Source organism: Streptomyces sp. NPDC002845, from assembly GCF_053591955.1.
Map to the genome: position 1 here is coordinate 59,761 of NZ_JBSFUU010000047.1, position 14,469 is coordinate 74,229.

11 protein-coding genes and 3 pseudogenes are annotated in these 14,469 nt (G+C 68.5%); 4 read left to right on the top strand and 10 right to left on the bottom strand.

Translation table 11 applies throughout. The features are described 5' to 3' along the window. Positions 1–190 precede the first annotated feature (190 nt). Positions 191–1,006, top strand: a complete 816-nt coding sequence (locus ACWD3C_RS29825; RefSeq protein ID WP_451149261.1) for a DUF899 family protein — start codon at positions 191–193, stop codon at positions 1,004–1,006. 664 nt (positions 1,007–1,670) lie between these two features. Further along, the gene (locus ACWD3C_RS29830) at positions 1,671–3,023 is read left to right on the top strand and encodes an MFS transporter (protein WP_451149262.1); all 1,353 of its coding nucleotides are present in this window, start codon (positions 1,671–1,673) and stop codon (positions 3,021–3,023) included. 98 nt (positions 3,024–3,121) lie between these two features. On the opposite strand, the gene ACWD3C_RS29835 is transcribed toward ACWD3C_RS29830, so the two are convergent. The 5 genes from ACWD3C_RS29835 to ACWD3C_RS29855 form a co-directional block, all read right to left on the bottom strand. Beyond that, positions 3,122–3,298 carry a hypothetical protein gene (locus ACWD3C_RS29835; RefSeq protein WP_451149263.1) on the bottom strand — a complete coding sequence of 59 codons (177 nt, stop codon included), beginning with the start codon at positions 3,296–3,298 and terminating at the stop codon, positions 3,122–3,124. Beyond that, positions 3,262–3,603 (bottom strand): hypothetical protein, encoded by a 342-nt coding sequence (locus ACWD3C_RS29840; RefSeq protein WP_451149264.1) that lies wholly within the window; start codon positions 3,601–3,603, stop codon positions 3,262–3,264. The genes ACWD3C_RS29835 and ACWD3C_RS29840 overlap by 37 nt, the downstream gene beginning before the upstream one ends. Then, entirely contained in the window at positions 3,596–4,264 is a 669-nt protein-coding gene (locus ACWD3C_RS29845; protein ID WP_451149265.1) for a hypothetical protein, read from the bottom strand. Before ACWD3C_RS29845 ends, ACWD3C_RS29840 begins: the two co-directional genes overlap by 8 nt. Before the next feature lie 71 nt (positions 4,265–4,335). Beyond that, positions 4,336–4,527 (bottom strand): hypothetical protein, encoded by a 192-nt coding sequence (locus ACWD3C_RS29850; protein ID WP_451149266.1) that lies wholly within the window; start codon positions 4,525–4,527, stop codon positions 4,336–4,338. Positions 4,528–4,692: 165 nt separating this feature from the next. Next, a complete protein-coding gene (locus ACWD3C_RS29855) occupies positions 4,693–6,360 on the bottom strand; it encodes a transposase (protein WP_451149267.1) in 1,668 nt (555 codons plus the stop codon). A gap of 833 nt (positions 6,361–7,193) precedes the next feature. On the opposite strand from ACWD3C_RS29855, the gene ACWD3C_RS29860 reads away from it, so the two are divergent. After that, positions 7,194–9,458, top strand: a complete 2,265-nt coding sequence (locus ACWD3C_RS29860) for a hypothetical protein (protein ID WP_451149268.1) — start codon at positions 7,194–7,196, stop codon at positions 9,456–9,458. A 372-nt stretch (positions 9,459–9,830) separates the two neighbouring features. On the opposite strand, the pseudogene ACWD3C_RS29865 reads toward ACWD3C_RS29860, so the two are convergent. Further along, positions 9,831–10,675: pseudogene (locus tag ACWD3C_RS29865) on the bottom strand (IS110 family transposase); the annotation flags it as partial. Between the two features lie 448 nt (positions 10,676–11,123). On the opposite strand from ACWD3C_RS29865, the pseudogene ACWD3C_RS29870 reads away from it, so the two are divergent. Next, positions 11,124–11,526: pseudogene (locus tag ACWD3C_RS29870) on the top strand (IS5/IS1182 family transposase); the annotation flags it as partial. Between the two features lie 74 nt (positions 11,527–11,600). Here ACWD3C_RS29870 and ACWD3C_RS29875 read toward each other — a convergent pair. From ACWD3C_RS29875 to ACWD3C_RS29890, 4 genes and pseudogenes are all read right to left on the bottom strand, one after another. Then, a pseudogene (locus ACWD3C_RS29875) lies at positions 11,601–12,754 on the bottom strand (IS3 family transposase). A 363-nt stretch (positions 12,755–13,117) separates the two neighbouring features. After that, on the bottom strand, positions 13,118–13,432 hold the full coding sequence (locus tag ACWD3C_RS29880; RefSeq protein WP_451149269.1) for a hypothetical protein: 315 nt from the start codon (positions 13,430–13,432) through the stop codon (positions 13,118–13,120). Between the two features lies 1 nt (position 13,433). Continuing rightward, positions 13,434–13,577: a hypothetical protein gene (locus ACWD3C_RS29885; protein ID WP_451149270.1), complete on the bottom strand. Its 144-nt coding sequence runs from the start codon at positions 13,575–13,577 to the stop codon at positions 13,434–13,436. Between the two features lie 175 nt (positions 13,578–13,752). Further along, complete coding sequence (locus tag ACWD3C_RS29890) at positions 13,753–14,184, bottom strand: hypothetical protein (RefSeq protein ID WP_451149271.1); 432 nt, start codon at positions 14,182–14,184, stop codon at positions 13,753–13,755. Between the last annotated feature and the right edge of the window lie 285 nt (positions 14,185–14,469).

The following is a 14,469-nucleotide window of genomic DNA, read 5'->3' on the forward strand; positions in this document are numbered from 1 at the left end:
CCGCAGAATCAGCCGGACAGACTGGTACTCAGAGCGCGTCTGTGAACTTGTCAGCCCGACGTGGTCCGTGCAGGCTCGGCCGAGGGCGCCCCCTGCCGCGATGAGTTCCAGCCGGGCTGCGGGTCTGTTCCGGTGACCGTGGCAGCACGTCGTGCGACGCTGCCCGGCACGAGACACCACGGAGATCACCATGACGACCACGCCCGGCAACGCGAGCAGTAACCTCCCCGGCAAGCCGCCAGTCGTCGACCTGTCCACCTGGCAGGCGGCGCGCGAGGAGCTGCTGGTCCGCGAGAAGGCGCACACCCGTGAGGGCGACGCGATCGCCGCGGCCCGGCGGCGGCTGCCGATGGTCGAGCTCGACGGCGCGGTCGAGGTCACCGGCGTTGACGGGCCGGTCCCGTTCCTCGACCTGTTCCAGGGCCGCGACGAGCTCGTGGTCTACAAGCACATGTGGTACGACGGCGCGCCGCACCAGGGGCAGTGCGAGGGCTGCACCACCACGGCCTGGCACGTGAAGGACGCCGTCTACCTCAACGCCCGCGGCGTCTCGTTCGCCATCCTGACCTCGGGCCCGTGGGACGAGGTGGCTCCCTACGTCGAGTTCATGGGTTACACCCAGCCCTGGTACTCGGTGCGGGGCGTGGAGGCGCCGGTCGGCGGAGGAATGGGGCACATCGTCTGTTTCCTGCGCGACGGCGACGGCGTGTTCCTCACCTACTCCACAACGGGCCGTGGCAACGAGCCGGTCAACGGGTCCCTCGGCCTGCTCGACATGACGCCCTACGGCCGTGGCGAGGCGTGGGAGGACAACCCCGAGGCCTGGCCCGTGATCGGCGATGTCCGCGAGGGGCACCCGTCCGAGGGCCGCCAGGCCTGCTGGTACTGGCGCTCGGACGCGGATGGGAACGCCACCTGGGGCCCGACCAGCCGGCCCGTGCCGCAGTGGACCCGCCCCGGCGCGACCCCCGTGGAGACCCTCGGCCGGCACGGCCACGACCACTGACGCGCCTTCGTCGACGGCGTCGGCAAAAGGTGTTGTCGTAATCCCGGAGTTTCGTGCCGGCAGTGCTCCAACCCGGGAAGGCCGACCAGGCCGGTGTCGAGCGCAGCCGCCCAAGTGGCGCACCGCCCGGATGGAAGGCATGCAGGTGTGACATTGACACTACCGGAGCCGATGCTCACCGCGACGGTGCATAGCCCCGCTCTGCCGCCGAAGTCGGCCGCGGAACCGAAGTGGGACGGTTTTAGGGCCGCACGCCACCGCGCTGGACGGCGTTAAGTGACCTGCGGGGTTGTCTCAACGTTCGGTGTCTCAGGTCGATCTGTACGCCATAGTTCGCTGGGAGAACTGTAAGGGATGCCTCATCCAGGTCTGTGGGAGGTTCCGCCGGGGCGGAACGGGGTCTGACCGCCTGTCGGTCCCGAACCCTAATTGTCTTTCGCGTTGAGCCACCGAGCGCTAGTGTCCGGGTGCAGCGAGTTGACCCACGAGGAGTTGCAGACATGGTCGGTCGCCCGAGCGCGCGTTGACGTTGTAGGCCGATCGGCCTGTCATCGCGTGCTGCCCTTGATGTTGCGGCACAGCGAGCCTTCTCCTGCCTGAACCGTCGGCGCACCTGTCGTGTGCTCGGTAGCGGGCCTCGTTGTCGGCAACCCGAGGGATCTCTGTGCCGTCCGCTTCCTCCGCTGTATCCGATTCCGGTCGACCCGTTCCGTCAAGCCTGTGGCGGGACAGCAACTTCCGCAAACTCTGGGTGGGGCAGACCGCCTCCCAACTCGGGGAACACACAGGTCTGGTTGTTCTTCCGCTCTTCGCCGTCCTGACGCTCAATGCCAGTGCCACCCAGCTGGGCGTCCTGCGCGCCGTGGGCCAGACGCCGATCCTGTTGCTCTCGCTCTTCGTCGGCGCATGGGTGGACAGGTGGCGCACTCGCACAGTGATGGTGCTGACTGACGCCGGCCGGACCCTTGCCCTGGGTGCCGCCGCCGTGGCCGGCCTCTTCGGCTGGCTCGGCCTGCCCGCGCTATTCATCATCGCCTTCGCCATCGGAGCCCTTTCCGTGTTCTTCGACGTGGCATACCAGGCGTCTCTTGTACGGCTGGTGCAACGCGATCAGCTGGTGCGGGGCAACAGCGCGCTTGAGGGCAGCCGGTCTGCGGCTCAGATTGGCGGTCCCGCCCTCGGCGGTGCGTTGGTGTCCCTGCTGTCGGCGCCGATCGCTGCCGCCTCCAGCGCGCTGTTCTTCGCGCTGTCGTTCCTGTCAATCCGACGAATCCGTCGAGTCGAATCGACCCCGGAGCGCCTGGAACGTCCCTCTTGGGTCTGGCGGCGGATCCACGAGGGTCTCCGTTTTGTCGTCAGCGATACCGCGCTGCGGACCGTGTGCCTGGCCTCGGCCGCCTTCCAGTTCTCCTTCGCGGCCGTGATGACCGTCTATCTGCTCTTCCTGCCGCGGGAACTGCACCTGTCCGGCACCGCCGTCGGGCTGGCACTCGCGGCGACAGGGCCGGGCGCGCTCCTGGGCTCCATGCTGGCCGCCCGCCTGCCGAACCGGTTCGGGTACGGCCCGGTACTCGTGGCCGCGGCGGCACTCGGCGACGGTGTGTTCTTGTGTGTACCCGCACTGCACGGCTCCTCTGCGGTGACCGTTCCCGCGCTCCTTGCGGTCAACTTCATGTTCGGGGCCGGCGGCCAGTTGGTGAATGTGGCGGTCATGACCGTCCGGCAGACGGTCACTCCAGACGGGATGCAAGGCCGCGCGGCCGCGACGATCACGTTTGTCGGCATGGGGCTGTCCCCACTCGGCTCCCTGCTCGGCGGATTCCTCGCTGAGGAGTGGGGGTTGCGCACCAGTCTCTTGGCGACGGCCGCAGGCATGATGCTGTCCCCGGTGGTGATGGCTTTGTCCCCGCTCGCACGCCTGGGACGGACGCTTCCGGCCGCGCAGAATGCGCCGCTGACGGCTGGCCGCTCCGAGGTCCACGAGTCCAGCAGCTGCCCTTCGGGTGACGTCGAATGACATCGAAACTCGGCACTGATCACGGATACGGCATTGACGCGGCTCTCGAAGCCATCGTGGAACGAAAATGCACACGTGCACCACCATGCGCCGCAGGATCAGGGCGTCACCGGAAGGGAGGCGATGGTGCTGTCGGATTGCTGGAGGTGTCCGCGCAGGGCGGCGTTCTCCGCTTCGAGTTCGGCGTTGCGCGGGTTCAGGGCCTGGATGTGGTTGGCGTAGGTGGTGATGGTGGCGATCAGTTCCCGTCGCTCGGCTGCGTTCTGGGCGCGCAACGTGCGCTCGGCCTGTTGAGGCGGGTGATCTCGGCGGTGAGGGTATCGGTCTGCGGGCGGGGCGCGTCGGGTGCTTGCAGAAGGCCTTTGATGATCTTCGCCAGAGGCGAGCGGTAGTAGGTGGCGCGCGAAATGCCGACTTCGGTGCACAGCGTGGTGACGGTGAGCGTGCCCTCGGTGTGCTCGGGTCGTCCGGAAACGATCCGCTCGAAGGCAGGAATGACGGCCTGGTCGACGCCGGGCCGTACAGCAAAGCCCGCCCGTTCGAGTGCGTGCCGCAGGCGCAGCGCGGCCGGGTCAGTCATGGGCGGGGTCTTCGGCGGCGAGGTCGAGTTCAGCGATGGCGTGGTCGAGCTCTGCGATGTGGATGTGCAGGGCGGCGGACTGGAGACCGGACAGGCCCGCAGATGTGTCCAGCGGGCGCTGGGCCTGGGTGCGGGCGATCTTCAGGCGGGGCCTATGGACGCTGGAGCGGCGGGCGTTGGGGCAGTTCAGGCGCATGGTGAGCAGCGGTAGGGGGCGACCTGCGTGCTGGGCACGCTGGGCGCAGACCGCAGTGGAGCGCTGGTCGAAGCAGTCGTTGAGGACACCGGGGTGAAGGGTCTTGGTCAGGTGCTGGAGCATGGTGCGTAGCCGGGCAGGACTGGCGATCATGCCGGGCAGGTCGCCCAGCTCGCGGCGGATACGGTCGAACTCGGCGTTGACGCGGCTCGCGGCGCCGCCGCTGGAGCGGTGGCTGTCGTTCCAGTCGCGGTAAAGGTCCTCGACGTAGTCCAGTTGGGCGATGGCGCGTTCGGCGGCGACCTCGGCGGCGAAGCCGGATGCGGAAGTACCCGCGTAGCCTTCGAACAGGGCGAGTTCGGCGTGCTGGTACTGGCGCGCTCCGGCGACGATTCCGAACGGCTGGTGGGCGATGTGCCAGGCCCAGGTCCTGCGGAACTGCCAGGTGTTCAGCCGCCACGGCACGGGCGCCGGCTCTTCACCGCTGGAATCCTCCTGCGTATCGTTCCCGGGATCTGCTGGCGCTCGCGTCACCGTCAGGGGAACGTAGGGGGCGTCCGGGGGCTGAAGAGATCGTTGAGGTGGTCGCGGAAGGCGTTCAGGCGCAGGTTGACCGAGCCGTACAGGACGAGGTCGTTGCTGGTCATGCCCTTGTGGGCGTACAGGTGAGTCGGGTCGTCATTGAGGGCCGCCAGAAGCGCGACGGCCTGGTGGACGACGTCCAGCACGACCCATTCGGCTTCCTCGCCGGTGAGCCTACGGCCCTTGAGGACTTTGCCGCGCAGTTTGCAGCGGTTGCGGCTGTCGGGCCCGGCCTCAATGAAGACGCAGTCCGGCGGTCAGCCCGTAGGCGAGCCATTGAGCGACTCTGTCGGGAATCTTGAGATCCAGGGTCATTTGCCCTGCCGCCACCACAGAGGTCGAGGCAGGCCGCGTACATCGATGTACTGCTGGAACGCCGTGGGAGGGCGGGGCCGGTGGGAGCGGCCGGCGGGCTCTTGACGGCTCAGCCGCTCGACGTTGATCGCGAGTGCGGTCAGGACGTGCTGGACGTGCGTCTTGGCCAGGCCGCGGTAGCGGCACCGGCGTCCTCGGTGGCCGTCCACGAACTCCTCGATGGTGCCCTCGGCTCCGGAGCGCAGCCCGTAGAGCCTGCGCCAGTCCGTATCCTGCTGGTCGGCGCGGTTCTTGGCCTGGAGTTCGTGCAGGCGGCGGGGCGGGAAGTACAGGCTGCGAAACGAGCCCGGGGTGCACGCGGTCTTCTCGGGGCAGCGGCCGCACTGGCGGGCGTCGAACCGGACCACCACCGATGTCGGCTCCGCCACCGGAAGGTCCCGCCAGTTGCCGCTGACCTGCCCGTTGGGACAGGTGACCTCGCGTCGGTCGAAGTCGATGACGAAGTTCTCCCGGCCGAAGCCGTCCTTGGCCCGGTGCTGTGGGCTCGTGCTGGCAGGAAGCGGCCCGATCAGGGTGACGCGGTGGAGGCGGGCGGCGGCGTCCATGCCGGCGGCAGAGGTGTAGCCGCCGTCGACCAGGTGCTGCCCGGGCAGCAGCCGGAGCCGCCTGAGGCGGGCATGGATGCCGGGCAGGACCTGACTGTCCGCGCTGGAGACGACGGTGGCCACGTCGGTGATGACGTTGACGCGCTTGTCATCGCAGGTCTCGGTCACATGCGCGAGATATCCGGTCCAACGGGTGTCGCCGCGCCGCGTCCAGCACGCCTCGGTCTCGTACGGTGACTCGATCCGTAACCGGGAAGGTGGCTGTCCATTACGCTCAGTGCGCGGTCGGAACCTTCCCCGCCCGTCGACCAGGAAGTGCTGCACCAGGATCGTCCGGAGCACCTCGGCCTGCGCCGGGACGGCGCGGCCGGGCCAGCGGGCGTAGAGGCACTCGAGTAGCTCGCGACCGTCGGTACCCACCTGTTCGAGCCGGGCGACGGGGTGGCTGGGCTGGGAGCACAGGCGCACCTGCCGCCCGTAGCGTTCGGCCCACTCGGCGGTGACCAACTCATCCAGCAGCTCCGGCGCATCGCGGGCCACGACCTCCAGCACGGCGCGGACCGCCTCGGTCACCAGCTCCAGGCGCGTCAACTCCCGTGCAGCGGACAGGATGTAGGTGGAGTCGGTGCGCTGCTTGCCGCGCCCTTTGAGCAGGCCGGCCCGCCGGATACGGGTCAGCGCGAGGCCCAGCAGCCGGTCAGCTCGGTCGCCTTCGGCAAGCCGCTCGCGGAAGTCGGACAGGACGCTGTGGTGGAACCCGGGATCTTCCAGTTCCAGTCCGAGAGCGTATTTGAAGTCGATGCGGCAGCGCACCGCCTCGGCGGCCTGGCGGTCCGACAGGTTCATCACGAACTGCAGCACGCAGACGGTGGCCAGCTGTGCGGGTGAGAGCCCGGGGCGGCCGTCGCGCGGGTACCACGCGGTGAAGTCCTCGTCGTTCCACAGGCCGTCGAGGCGGTCACGGATCCACATCGCGGTGGTTCCGTCGGGGTTGCTGGCTCGGGCGACCCGCATGGTCAGCGGCGGGATCTCGGCTCCGAGGCGAGGCTGGAGGGACATGTCGGGCTCCTGAGGAACACGGGCGGAACGTTCCAACGAGCCTGACGCAACGTCACGATCGTTGATTGCCCGTCTTCAAGATTCCCGACAGAGTCCCTCAATGATCCCGTCGGTCGTGTGCCGAACCACACCATGCAGCACCGCAGCACCGCCGCGGGCGCGGCGGAGGGATGAACGGCAGCCGGAGTTGCCGCCACTCAGCATCAGATCTGGTGAAGAGCACACCCACAACACCCGCCCCGGCGGGACAACAGCACACCACCCGGGAACGGGACCACCCCGCCCCCAGCCCAAGTGCGGCCTCATCCCGCATCCATCAGACAGAACCCGGACAAGCACGACACTGGACCGGCCCCACCCTTTCAGGCATGAAGGTAGCTGGTTAACCGTGGCCTGGGTTCGTGATCGTGCTGGTAGGAGTACGCGGGCGCCCGCCACACGCCAATCAGCGTCTTCCCAGCTCAGCATACCCCTCGAGAGGAAAGACCTGCACCCTGAGCCGTCCGGCTGGTCGGCCAGCCGGACGGCTCAGGCCCGCGTACGGGAAGCGCCTGGTCCGCATCGGCGAACTGGTACCGGCCGTGCTGCGGGCCATGGCCCGGTTACGGAGCTGCGCCACCGAGAACGCCCGCCAGCGGCGTGGCCGGCTCATCCTCGGATTCATGCACGGAAGGCGGCGATGCACCTGGGAACCGTGTGCGAGCAATTCGGCGTGCCCCCTTGTGAGTCTCGCTGCCGGCTGCACAATGCCGGGAGCCACTTCAGGTGACCTGCGCCACGCCCCACGCGACGTCAGGGGCACTCGTAAGGGACCGGGGAAGGAGCCGCAGCCGATGCTGCCCACAGTCGTATGCCAAGGTCGGGGGCGTAGAGGTTCGGGGCGTCGTGTCCCGCTGCTGCTGTCCGCGTGGGCCACCGCGACCGCACTGACGCTGACTCCCGTCCTGCTACCGGGAACTGCGGCGGCCGAACCCGCGGCAGGGGTACGGGCCGCCGTCGCCGAGGACAAGAAGCCGAAGCCGTCCGGCCGGTCGATGACGCAGCTCGACGACTTCTTCGACACCCCCATCGGCCGGATGCTGTACGTCGCCCGGGAAGCGAGGCGCCTCGACGACAAGCCGTATCGGAACATGGCCATCGGTTTCGTCGACATTACCGGCCTGCAGGGCCTGGATACCGCGGGCTACGAGATCGTCGACGTCGACGAGTTGAGGAGGACTGACCCCGCGCTCTACCGACAGCTCGGCCTCGCCGGCCGACCGCAGATCCGAAAGTTCGCCATCGTCCGGCAGTCTAACGACGCGTCCAGCGACGTTCCGGCCAACCATTCCGAAATCCTTATCATCGTACGAGAGTTGTCCTACCTCGGAGTCGCGGACCCCGGCCGGGTCTTCGCCGTGGGAACCGACCGTTCGCCCTGCCCGGGCTGCGCTCCGCGGATCCCGAAGGACGCGGACGTCTTCTACCTCGTCAAGGACGGCAAGGGCTCGACCGGGAAGCTGACGGAACGCATCCGGGCGGCGAAGCCCGCCACGGAGAACAACACGGAGTTCAAGAAGGAGGTCGCGCAGGAGCGGGAGCGAATCCAGGAGCGCAGGGTGGCGAACAAAAAGCGCCAGGCGCAACGGGCCAAGCAGACGAAGAACGTCTTCCGGGCGCAGCCCGTGGCGGGCGGCAGCTGCCAGCTGGGGCTCGGCCCCGGCCAGGCGTCCTCCGGTGCCGAACAGGCCGCGTCGGTCTCGCGGTCCGGCGGCCACGTGCACCAGGCGGCGTTCGCCCACCGGTCCCGCGCTGTGCAGGCGGACTGCGGCGACAGCAAGGAGTCGACGACGGGCAACGCGGCCGGCGTACCCGACAGCGGCCTGGTCAAGGCACTGTCGGAACCCGTCGCCCAGGCACCCGGCGGCATCGACTTCTCCTCCCTCCAGTTGCGCTACCTCGCCGATCCAGGCGACAGCAGCGGCCTGCAGTACTCCTTCGAGGCCCCAGCATCCACCACCGGCGGCACCTCCCCAGACGACGGCGTGAACGCGGCACGGCTCAGTTCGGACGCGTTCTTCGTCTGGCTGGAGCTGGACCCCTCGACGTACTGGGTTAACCTCAACCCGACCGAACCCGACCGCATCGTCGACGCCGACATGGGCCGCACGGACGTGGGCCGGGTCATGCTCCAGGCGGACCTCCGGCTGAAAAAGGACGTCGGCCAACTCATCCACCCGGACACGGCGTTGGGCAAGGAGTACCTGAGCCGACTGCAGGGCGAGTGCATGCCCACGCGGGTGTGGATCGTGCCCGGGACCACGGACGTCCACCGTGATGGCGACAGACTGTACATTCTGAAGGCCCCGCTAAAGGTCAGGATGGAGTCCGAGCACATCGACCTCCCAACCGATCAGGGCCCGTTGGGTAACTGCCCAGAACAGGGCGACGCCACCGTCGCGCACAATGAGGCGCTCTTCCGCAGTCTGGTCCTGCCTAAGCTGACAGAACTGGTCAATTCGGGTCCGAACTATGCGGATCTGCGCCGCGTCTACCTCTCGCGCGTCGCAGCCGAGTGGTACCGGGACCTGAGTAGGTCCCAGGACACCACCTACGGCGACCTTGTCAACCGGGGCGACATCGCCGCGTGGGCGACGAAGACCGACTGGAAACCCACCGACACCTTCGACCAGTACGTCCGCTCGTACACCAAGGGTGACTACAACCTCACGCGCAAGGTGACCAAAGGGAATTACGTCTACACATACCACTACTTCTATGGCGGCGTGGACCTCACCTCCGTCCCGCTCCGGCAGGTCTCGGACCGTTCCTTCGACGCGGAGTACGGGGACCTGTCCAAGAAGGTGGACACTTCATTGACACAGCCGGTCGGCGGAAACGCATCCGCCGGTACGGGCGGTGGCGGGTCCGGTGCGCTGTGGCTCGGAGCTCCGACTCCGCGCCAAGCGGCGGGACTCGGCCCGCCCGGTGAAGGATCGGGACTATCCGTACGCGACTTGACGGGGCCGCGAGCGCTGTTGGCGGTGCTCCTCACTCCGCTCGCCGTCGCACTGCTGTGGCTGCTGTGGCGGCGCCGCCCGTCCATCTCACGGGTATAGCAAGTTCTCTGCGCCGTGCGGCCATTCGCACCGGCTATCACCGAACCCAACGGGCAGGAGCGCAGCACACCGATGACGGCCAGGTCCGTGGTTCAGGGCGGCGGCGCGGCCAGGCGCAGCAAGGCCGCAGTGGGCGATGTCCGATCGGCGGGTTGGTCCAGCTGCTGCTGGCGCCGCCGCATCGGTGCTGGGGTGCTAGCAGTACCCGCACAGCGGTGCCCCGCACTCTGCATCATGAGTCTTTGATCAGTTTCCTCACCTTGGACGGGAACTCGTCGCCGTCCCCGACGGCGATGGCCACCTCGGGGGGTGCCTCTATGGGGTTCGTCAACCCTGTCGTGCCGGGTTTGAGGTGATTCGTTGGTGTGGGGTTCATGCGGTGGCGGGGGTGGCGGTCCTGGGTTCGCGGGGTTCGTAGAAGGTGCCGTCGCGGAGCATGGCGAACAGGACGCTGATGCGTTGGCGGGCGAGGCGGAGGAGGGCCTGGGTGTGGGTTTTTCCGCGGGCCCGGCACTTGTCGTAGTAGGCGCGGGAGGCGGGATCGGCGTTCATACAGGCGAAAGCGGAGAGGAACATGGCGCGTTTGAGCTGCCGGTTTCCTCCTCGTGGGGCGTGTTCGCCGTGGATCAAGGTGCCCGAGGACTTCGTGGTGGGGGCGAGGCCGGCGCAGGAGGCGAGGTGGGCGGCGGTAGGGAAGCCGGTGCCGTCGCCGATGGTGACCAGCAGCACGGCGGCGGTCCTGACGCCGACGCCGGGCATCGACGTCAGGACCGGGGCAAGAGGGTGGGCCTCCAGCAGGGCGTTGATCTGCGCTTCCGGGGCCCGCCGCTGTTCGTGGACGGCGGCGAGCGAGCGGGCCAGGGACGGGATCACGATGTCGAGGGTGCCGGTGCCGGGAACGACGACGGTCTGTTCGTCGAGCGCGTCGAAGACGTGGTCGATCAGCCGGGCGGCCATGCGCGGGGCCTTGGGCCTGATGGCCTCGACGAGCCTGCGGCGGCCGGCTTTCCGCAGGGCGGCCGGGGAGCCGTAGCGCTCCAGGAGCCAGGTGACGGCCTGGTGGTCGAGGCGGGGGCCCAGACGCGTTCCAGCGACGGGTGGAACTGGGTGAGCAGGCCGCGTATCCGGTTGGAGGTGCGGGTGGCCTCGGCCGCGAGGTCCTGGTCGAAGCCCACCAGCACGGTCAGCTGGGCGGTGATCTCGTCCTTCCAAGAGAGTTGACCGTTCCTGGCCCCGGCGTCGGTGTCGTACGCGCGCACCCACGTTGTGCAGACCTGCCGCCCGCGAGCTGTCCGGCATTGCGCCGGACCGGGTGGTGGCCGGACCCCTCATCAGCGTCTCCGACGGCACCTCCCGGGCCCGGTGACCCCCCGGATCATGGACGCCGAAGCGCCGTCGACAGGGGGCAACAGTCATGCCGGGCCCGGAGGCGGGGAGCCCCATTGCAGAGCCACGAAGAAGGTAACGGGGGGCTGACATCCCCGTTGCGGCCGCTTTCGCCCGTGTCCTTGGCTGGAGTTGAGGAGTGAGGTCTTCTCGGCAAGGTGACGGTTGCGGTGCGTGACCGCGTGCGGGTGATCGGGGCGGTGACCCGACGTCAGACATGCGTGAAGCCCCTGGTAGGAACGGGTCTGCGAAGATCATGTTCCGGCCGAGAGGCTTCACGTGCCGTCCAGTATCACCTACACCGCTGTCCTTGATGTCCGCAGGGGGACCGCCGAGCATCTCGCGATGCTGCTGCGCGACCACCGCAGGCGGCTCGGAACCCGCAAGGGCACCCGTGCCCTGGGCGTCTTCAAGCAGGCCGTGCTGGTGCCGCGCTGGTTCGTCGACGGCACCCGGGCTCGTCCAACTCGCCCAGGACAACGGCATCGCGGCCCCGGCCGCCTACCGCTACCTGCACGAGGGCCTGACCGTACTCGCCAGCCATGCGCCCGACCTGTCCACCGCGCTGGAACGCGCGGCGGCGGCCGGATACACCCACCTCAACCTGGACGGCACAGTGATCCGCACCGACCGCGTGGCTGCCGCCGGCCCCAACGGCGTGGACCTGTGGTGGTCCGGGAAACACCGGTGAGCTGCCCCGAGTTCCGTAGAGTCCGGCGGCCTGCCCCGAGTTGAGTGAAGTCGGGATAGCTGATTTCACGCTACAGGTGTTGCGCGCAGTTCGTACTCCACCGGACTGAGCATGCCCAGGGCGGAGTGTCTGCGCTGCCGGTTGTGGAAGATCTCCAGGTACTCGAACAGTGCGGTGGACAGCTCCAGGCGAGTGCGCCACCGGCGGCGGTCAAGCAGTTCCACCTGGCCCCGGGCCCAGAAGGACTCCATCATCGCGTTGTCCACGCAGTCGCCGACCGAGCCCATGGAGGGCAGCAGGCCGGAGGCGCGGGCACGCTCGGTGAAGGCCCAGGAGCCGAACTGCACCCCGTGGTCGGAGTGGATGATGGTGCCGCCCGGCCGCGGGCTCCGGTTGCCGATGGCCATGCTCAGCGCGTTGGTGGCCAAAGCCGCGGTGGGTGAGGCGTCGATGGACCAGCCGACCACCCGGCGGGAGAAGGTGTCCAGGACGACCGCGCAGTACACCTTGCCCTCCAGCGTGGGGGGTTCGGTGATGTCGAGGTGATGTCGGTGCCCCACAGCTGGTCCCGCGCCTTGCGGGTGAAGTCGCGGTTGACCCGGTCGGCCACCGAGGGGGTCTCGTGCCTGGGCCGGGGTCGGCGGCTGCCGGGCAGCCCGTGCAGGCCGGCCCGCCGCATCAGCAGTTCCACCGCGCCGTGGTGGACGTGGATGCCTAGTCCCAGGGCGAGTTCGGCGTGCACGCGGCGGAAGCCGTTGGTGCCGCGGGAGGCGGTGTGGATGCTGATGATGACCTCGGTCAGCCAGGCGTGCCGCGCGGTGCGGGCCGAGGGCGGCCGGTCGCGCCAGGCGTAGTAGCCGGACTGGGCCACGCGGAGCACCCGGCAGGCCCGCTGCACGGAATGTCCTCGCCGGCCATCACGCGGACGGCCTCGAACCGCCTTTTGGGGAGGTCGCCTCGCCCAGCAGCTCGGCGGCCCGGCGGTGGACGGCCAGCTCGGCCTCCAGTTCCGCGATCCGCTTGCGGGCCACGCGAGTTCGGCCTGCTCGTGGGTGGGGACACCGGGCATCTGTCCGGTGTCGATCAGATGCTGGCGGCGCCAGACGTAGATGGTCTGCTCGCTGATGCCGAGGAGCTTCGCCGCCTCGGCGATCTTCCGGCCGGACTCGACCAGATCGAGGACGCGGCGGCGGAACTCGGGCGGATGGCTGCGGGGCATGACGGCCTCCGAGGGCTGCTGGACGGTCAATTCTCCAGCGACCCGGCTCCATTAGACCCAGGGCAGGCCACCGGTGATCTTGTTTCAGGCGGACTGCGGGGCGGCTTCCTGTTGTCGCCACCAGTCGCGTTCGTACTCGGCGGGCGACCATGACGCCCGATGCTGCCCGAACCGCCCCGCCTGTCACAGGGTTGAGCAGATTCCCCACGACTCCCGGCGCGGAGCCGGTTGCATGCCCATCGCTTGAGGTCACCGACGCGGTAGAGGAATTCGGCACCGCGCTTGCCCGTCGAGGCCGAGAAGCTGGGGTCGTTGGCACGGGCGCAGCGCGGCGAGGCTGATCTCCGGCACTTCGGTAGCCCGTCACCCGCCCGCAACGCCGCAGCCGTAGTGGTCCACCGCGTCGAAGGCGGGAGTGATGTGCTCGCCGTACAGGGGGTTCACGACATCACGGGCCTTCGCGCCCGGCTTCAATCTGCTCGCCGAGGTATCGATCGCCTTGAGCACCGCACGGAACTGCTCGGCGATGTCCGGCGGCGCGCTCGTCTGCATTTCCTTACCGGTGTGGGTGATCAAGGCGGCCCTCTGCCGCAGGTCTTTGAAGTCCAGCGGCTGCCCCCTGAGCGCCTCGCCCACATCGGCGCGGAAGACAACGACGCCGACCTGGAAGGTCTCCAAGTTAAGGCAGAAAGCCGAGGCCGCCGTAGTGGCCGGCCTTGCGCTCGAGGTGCTGGACGAGGCCGGGACGGATGCCGAAGGTGCGGCCTCCGGAGAACTCGAACAGCCCGCCATCATCAGTGTGGCGGTCATCGCGAAGATCCATCTACGAGGAGCGGTCATGGGCAGAGATTAGGCAGCGGGGACTGGGAGGGGTCCCAGCAAACCGGACGCCCTCACCGCCCACGGCTCCGATACTGAAATCCCGCGCCGATCACCACATTCCAAAACGATCACTGAACTTCCATCTCAAGGCCACTCCGGCATCTGGGACCTTGAGGTCAGGGCTGGGTGGTGTCCACGATGAAGCGGCGACTGAGACTGATCTCGCCCGAGAGCAGGCCCAGGTCGGCGGTCACCGTCAGCTCGTACTCCCCGTCCCGCAACGCCCCCACATCGAGCACCCTGTGGCTTCCGCTCCACAGGGTGGGGACGATCTCGCCGTTCAGCCTGACCTCGACATTGCGCAGCGCCTCGTCGTCGCTGCGACCGACCGTGTCCACCGTGAGCGTGGCCTCGGAGAGCGCGGCGGCGTTCAGCACGCCGCTGCTGGGGATGCCGCGTATCCGGAGCTCCGGCTGGTTCACCGCGTTGGCCACCGCAATGCAGCCGATCGCCAGGGCGGCGGCGACAGCGGCAACCAGAAGTGTGATGAGCACCCTGCGCAGGGACCGGGTTCGCACAGGGTCCGACGTCTTCAAGGCCAGCCGCATGGACACATCCTTCGAGAAGTTGCTGCTGTGGGTCGTCGGCTCCGCCTCTTCGTCCCGCCCGTGGCCTTTGCATCGGCTTCCTGCACCGGCCTGAGGACAGAGGGGCCCGAGGACACGGACTCGCGGGTATCCGGCGACCCTGATGGTGCCACCTCAACCGTCACGGAATCCAGTTCGCCCTCACCCTCCCCTAGCCTCGATCTTTCGTGATTGGCCGTCAGCTCTTGGTGGCGGCCAATCTGCGTTCGGTGGTGGTTTTCGGGTGTGACGGCGGCCCGACTGTCG

What these genes read in the sequence shown, in the direction of transcription:
- ACWD3C_RS29825 (WP_451149261.1), top strand. Translation starts at nt 191, where the DNA reads ATGACGACCACGCCCGGCAACGCGAGCAGTAACCTCCCCGGCAAGCCG.
- ACWD3C_RS29840 (WP_451149264.1), bottom strand. Translation starts at nt 3,603, where the DNA reads ATGACTGACCCGGCCGCGCTGCGCCTGCGGCACGCACTCGAACGGGCG.
- ACWD3C_RS29890 (WP_451149271.1), bottom strand. Translation starts at nt 14,184, where the DNA reads ATGCGGCTGGCCTTGAAGACGTCGGACCCTGTGCGAACCCGGTCCCTG.
- ACWD3C_RS29860 (WP_451149268.1), top strand. Translation starts at nt 7,194, where the DNA reads ATGCTGCCCACAGTCGTATGCCAAGGTCGGGGGCGTAGAGGTTCGGGG.
- ACWD3C_RS29885 (WP_451149270.1), bottom strand. Translation starts at nt 13,577, where the DNA reads ATGGATCTTCGCGATGACCGCCACACTGATGATGGCGGGCTGTTCGAG.
- ACWD3C_RS29855 (WP_451149267.1), bottom strand. Translation starts at nt 6,360, where the DNA reads ATGTCCCTCCAGCCTCGCCTCGGAGCCGAGATCCCGCCGCTGACCATG.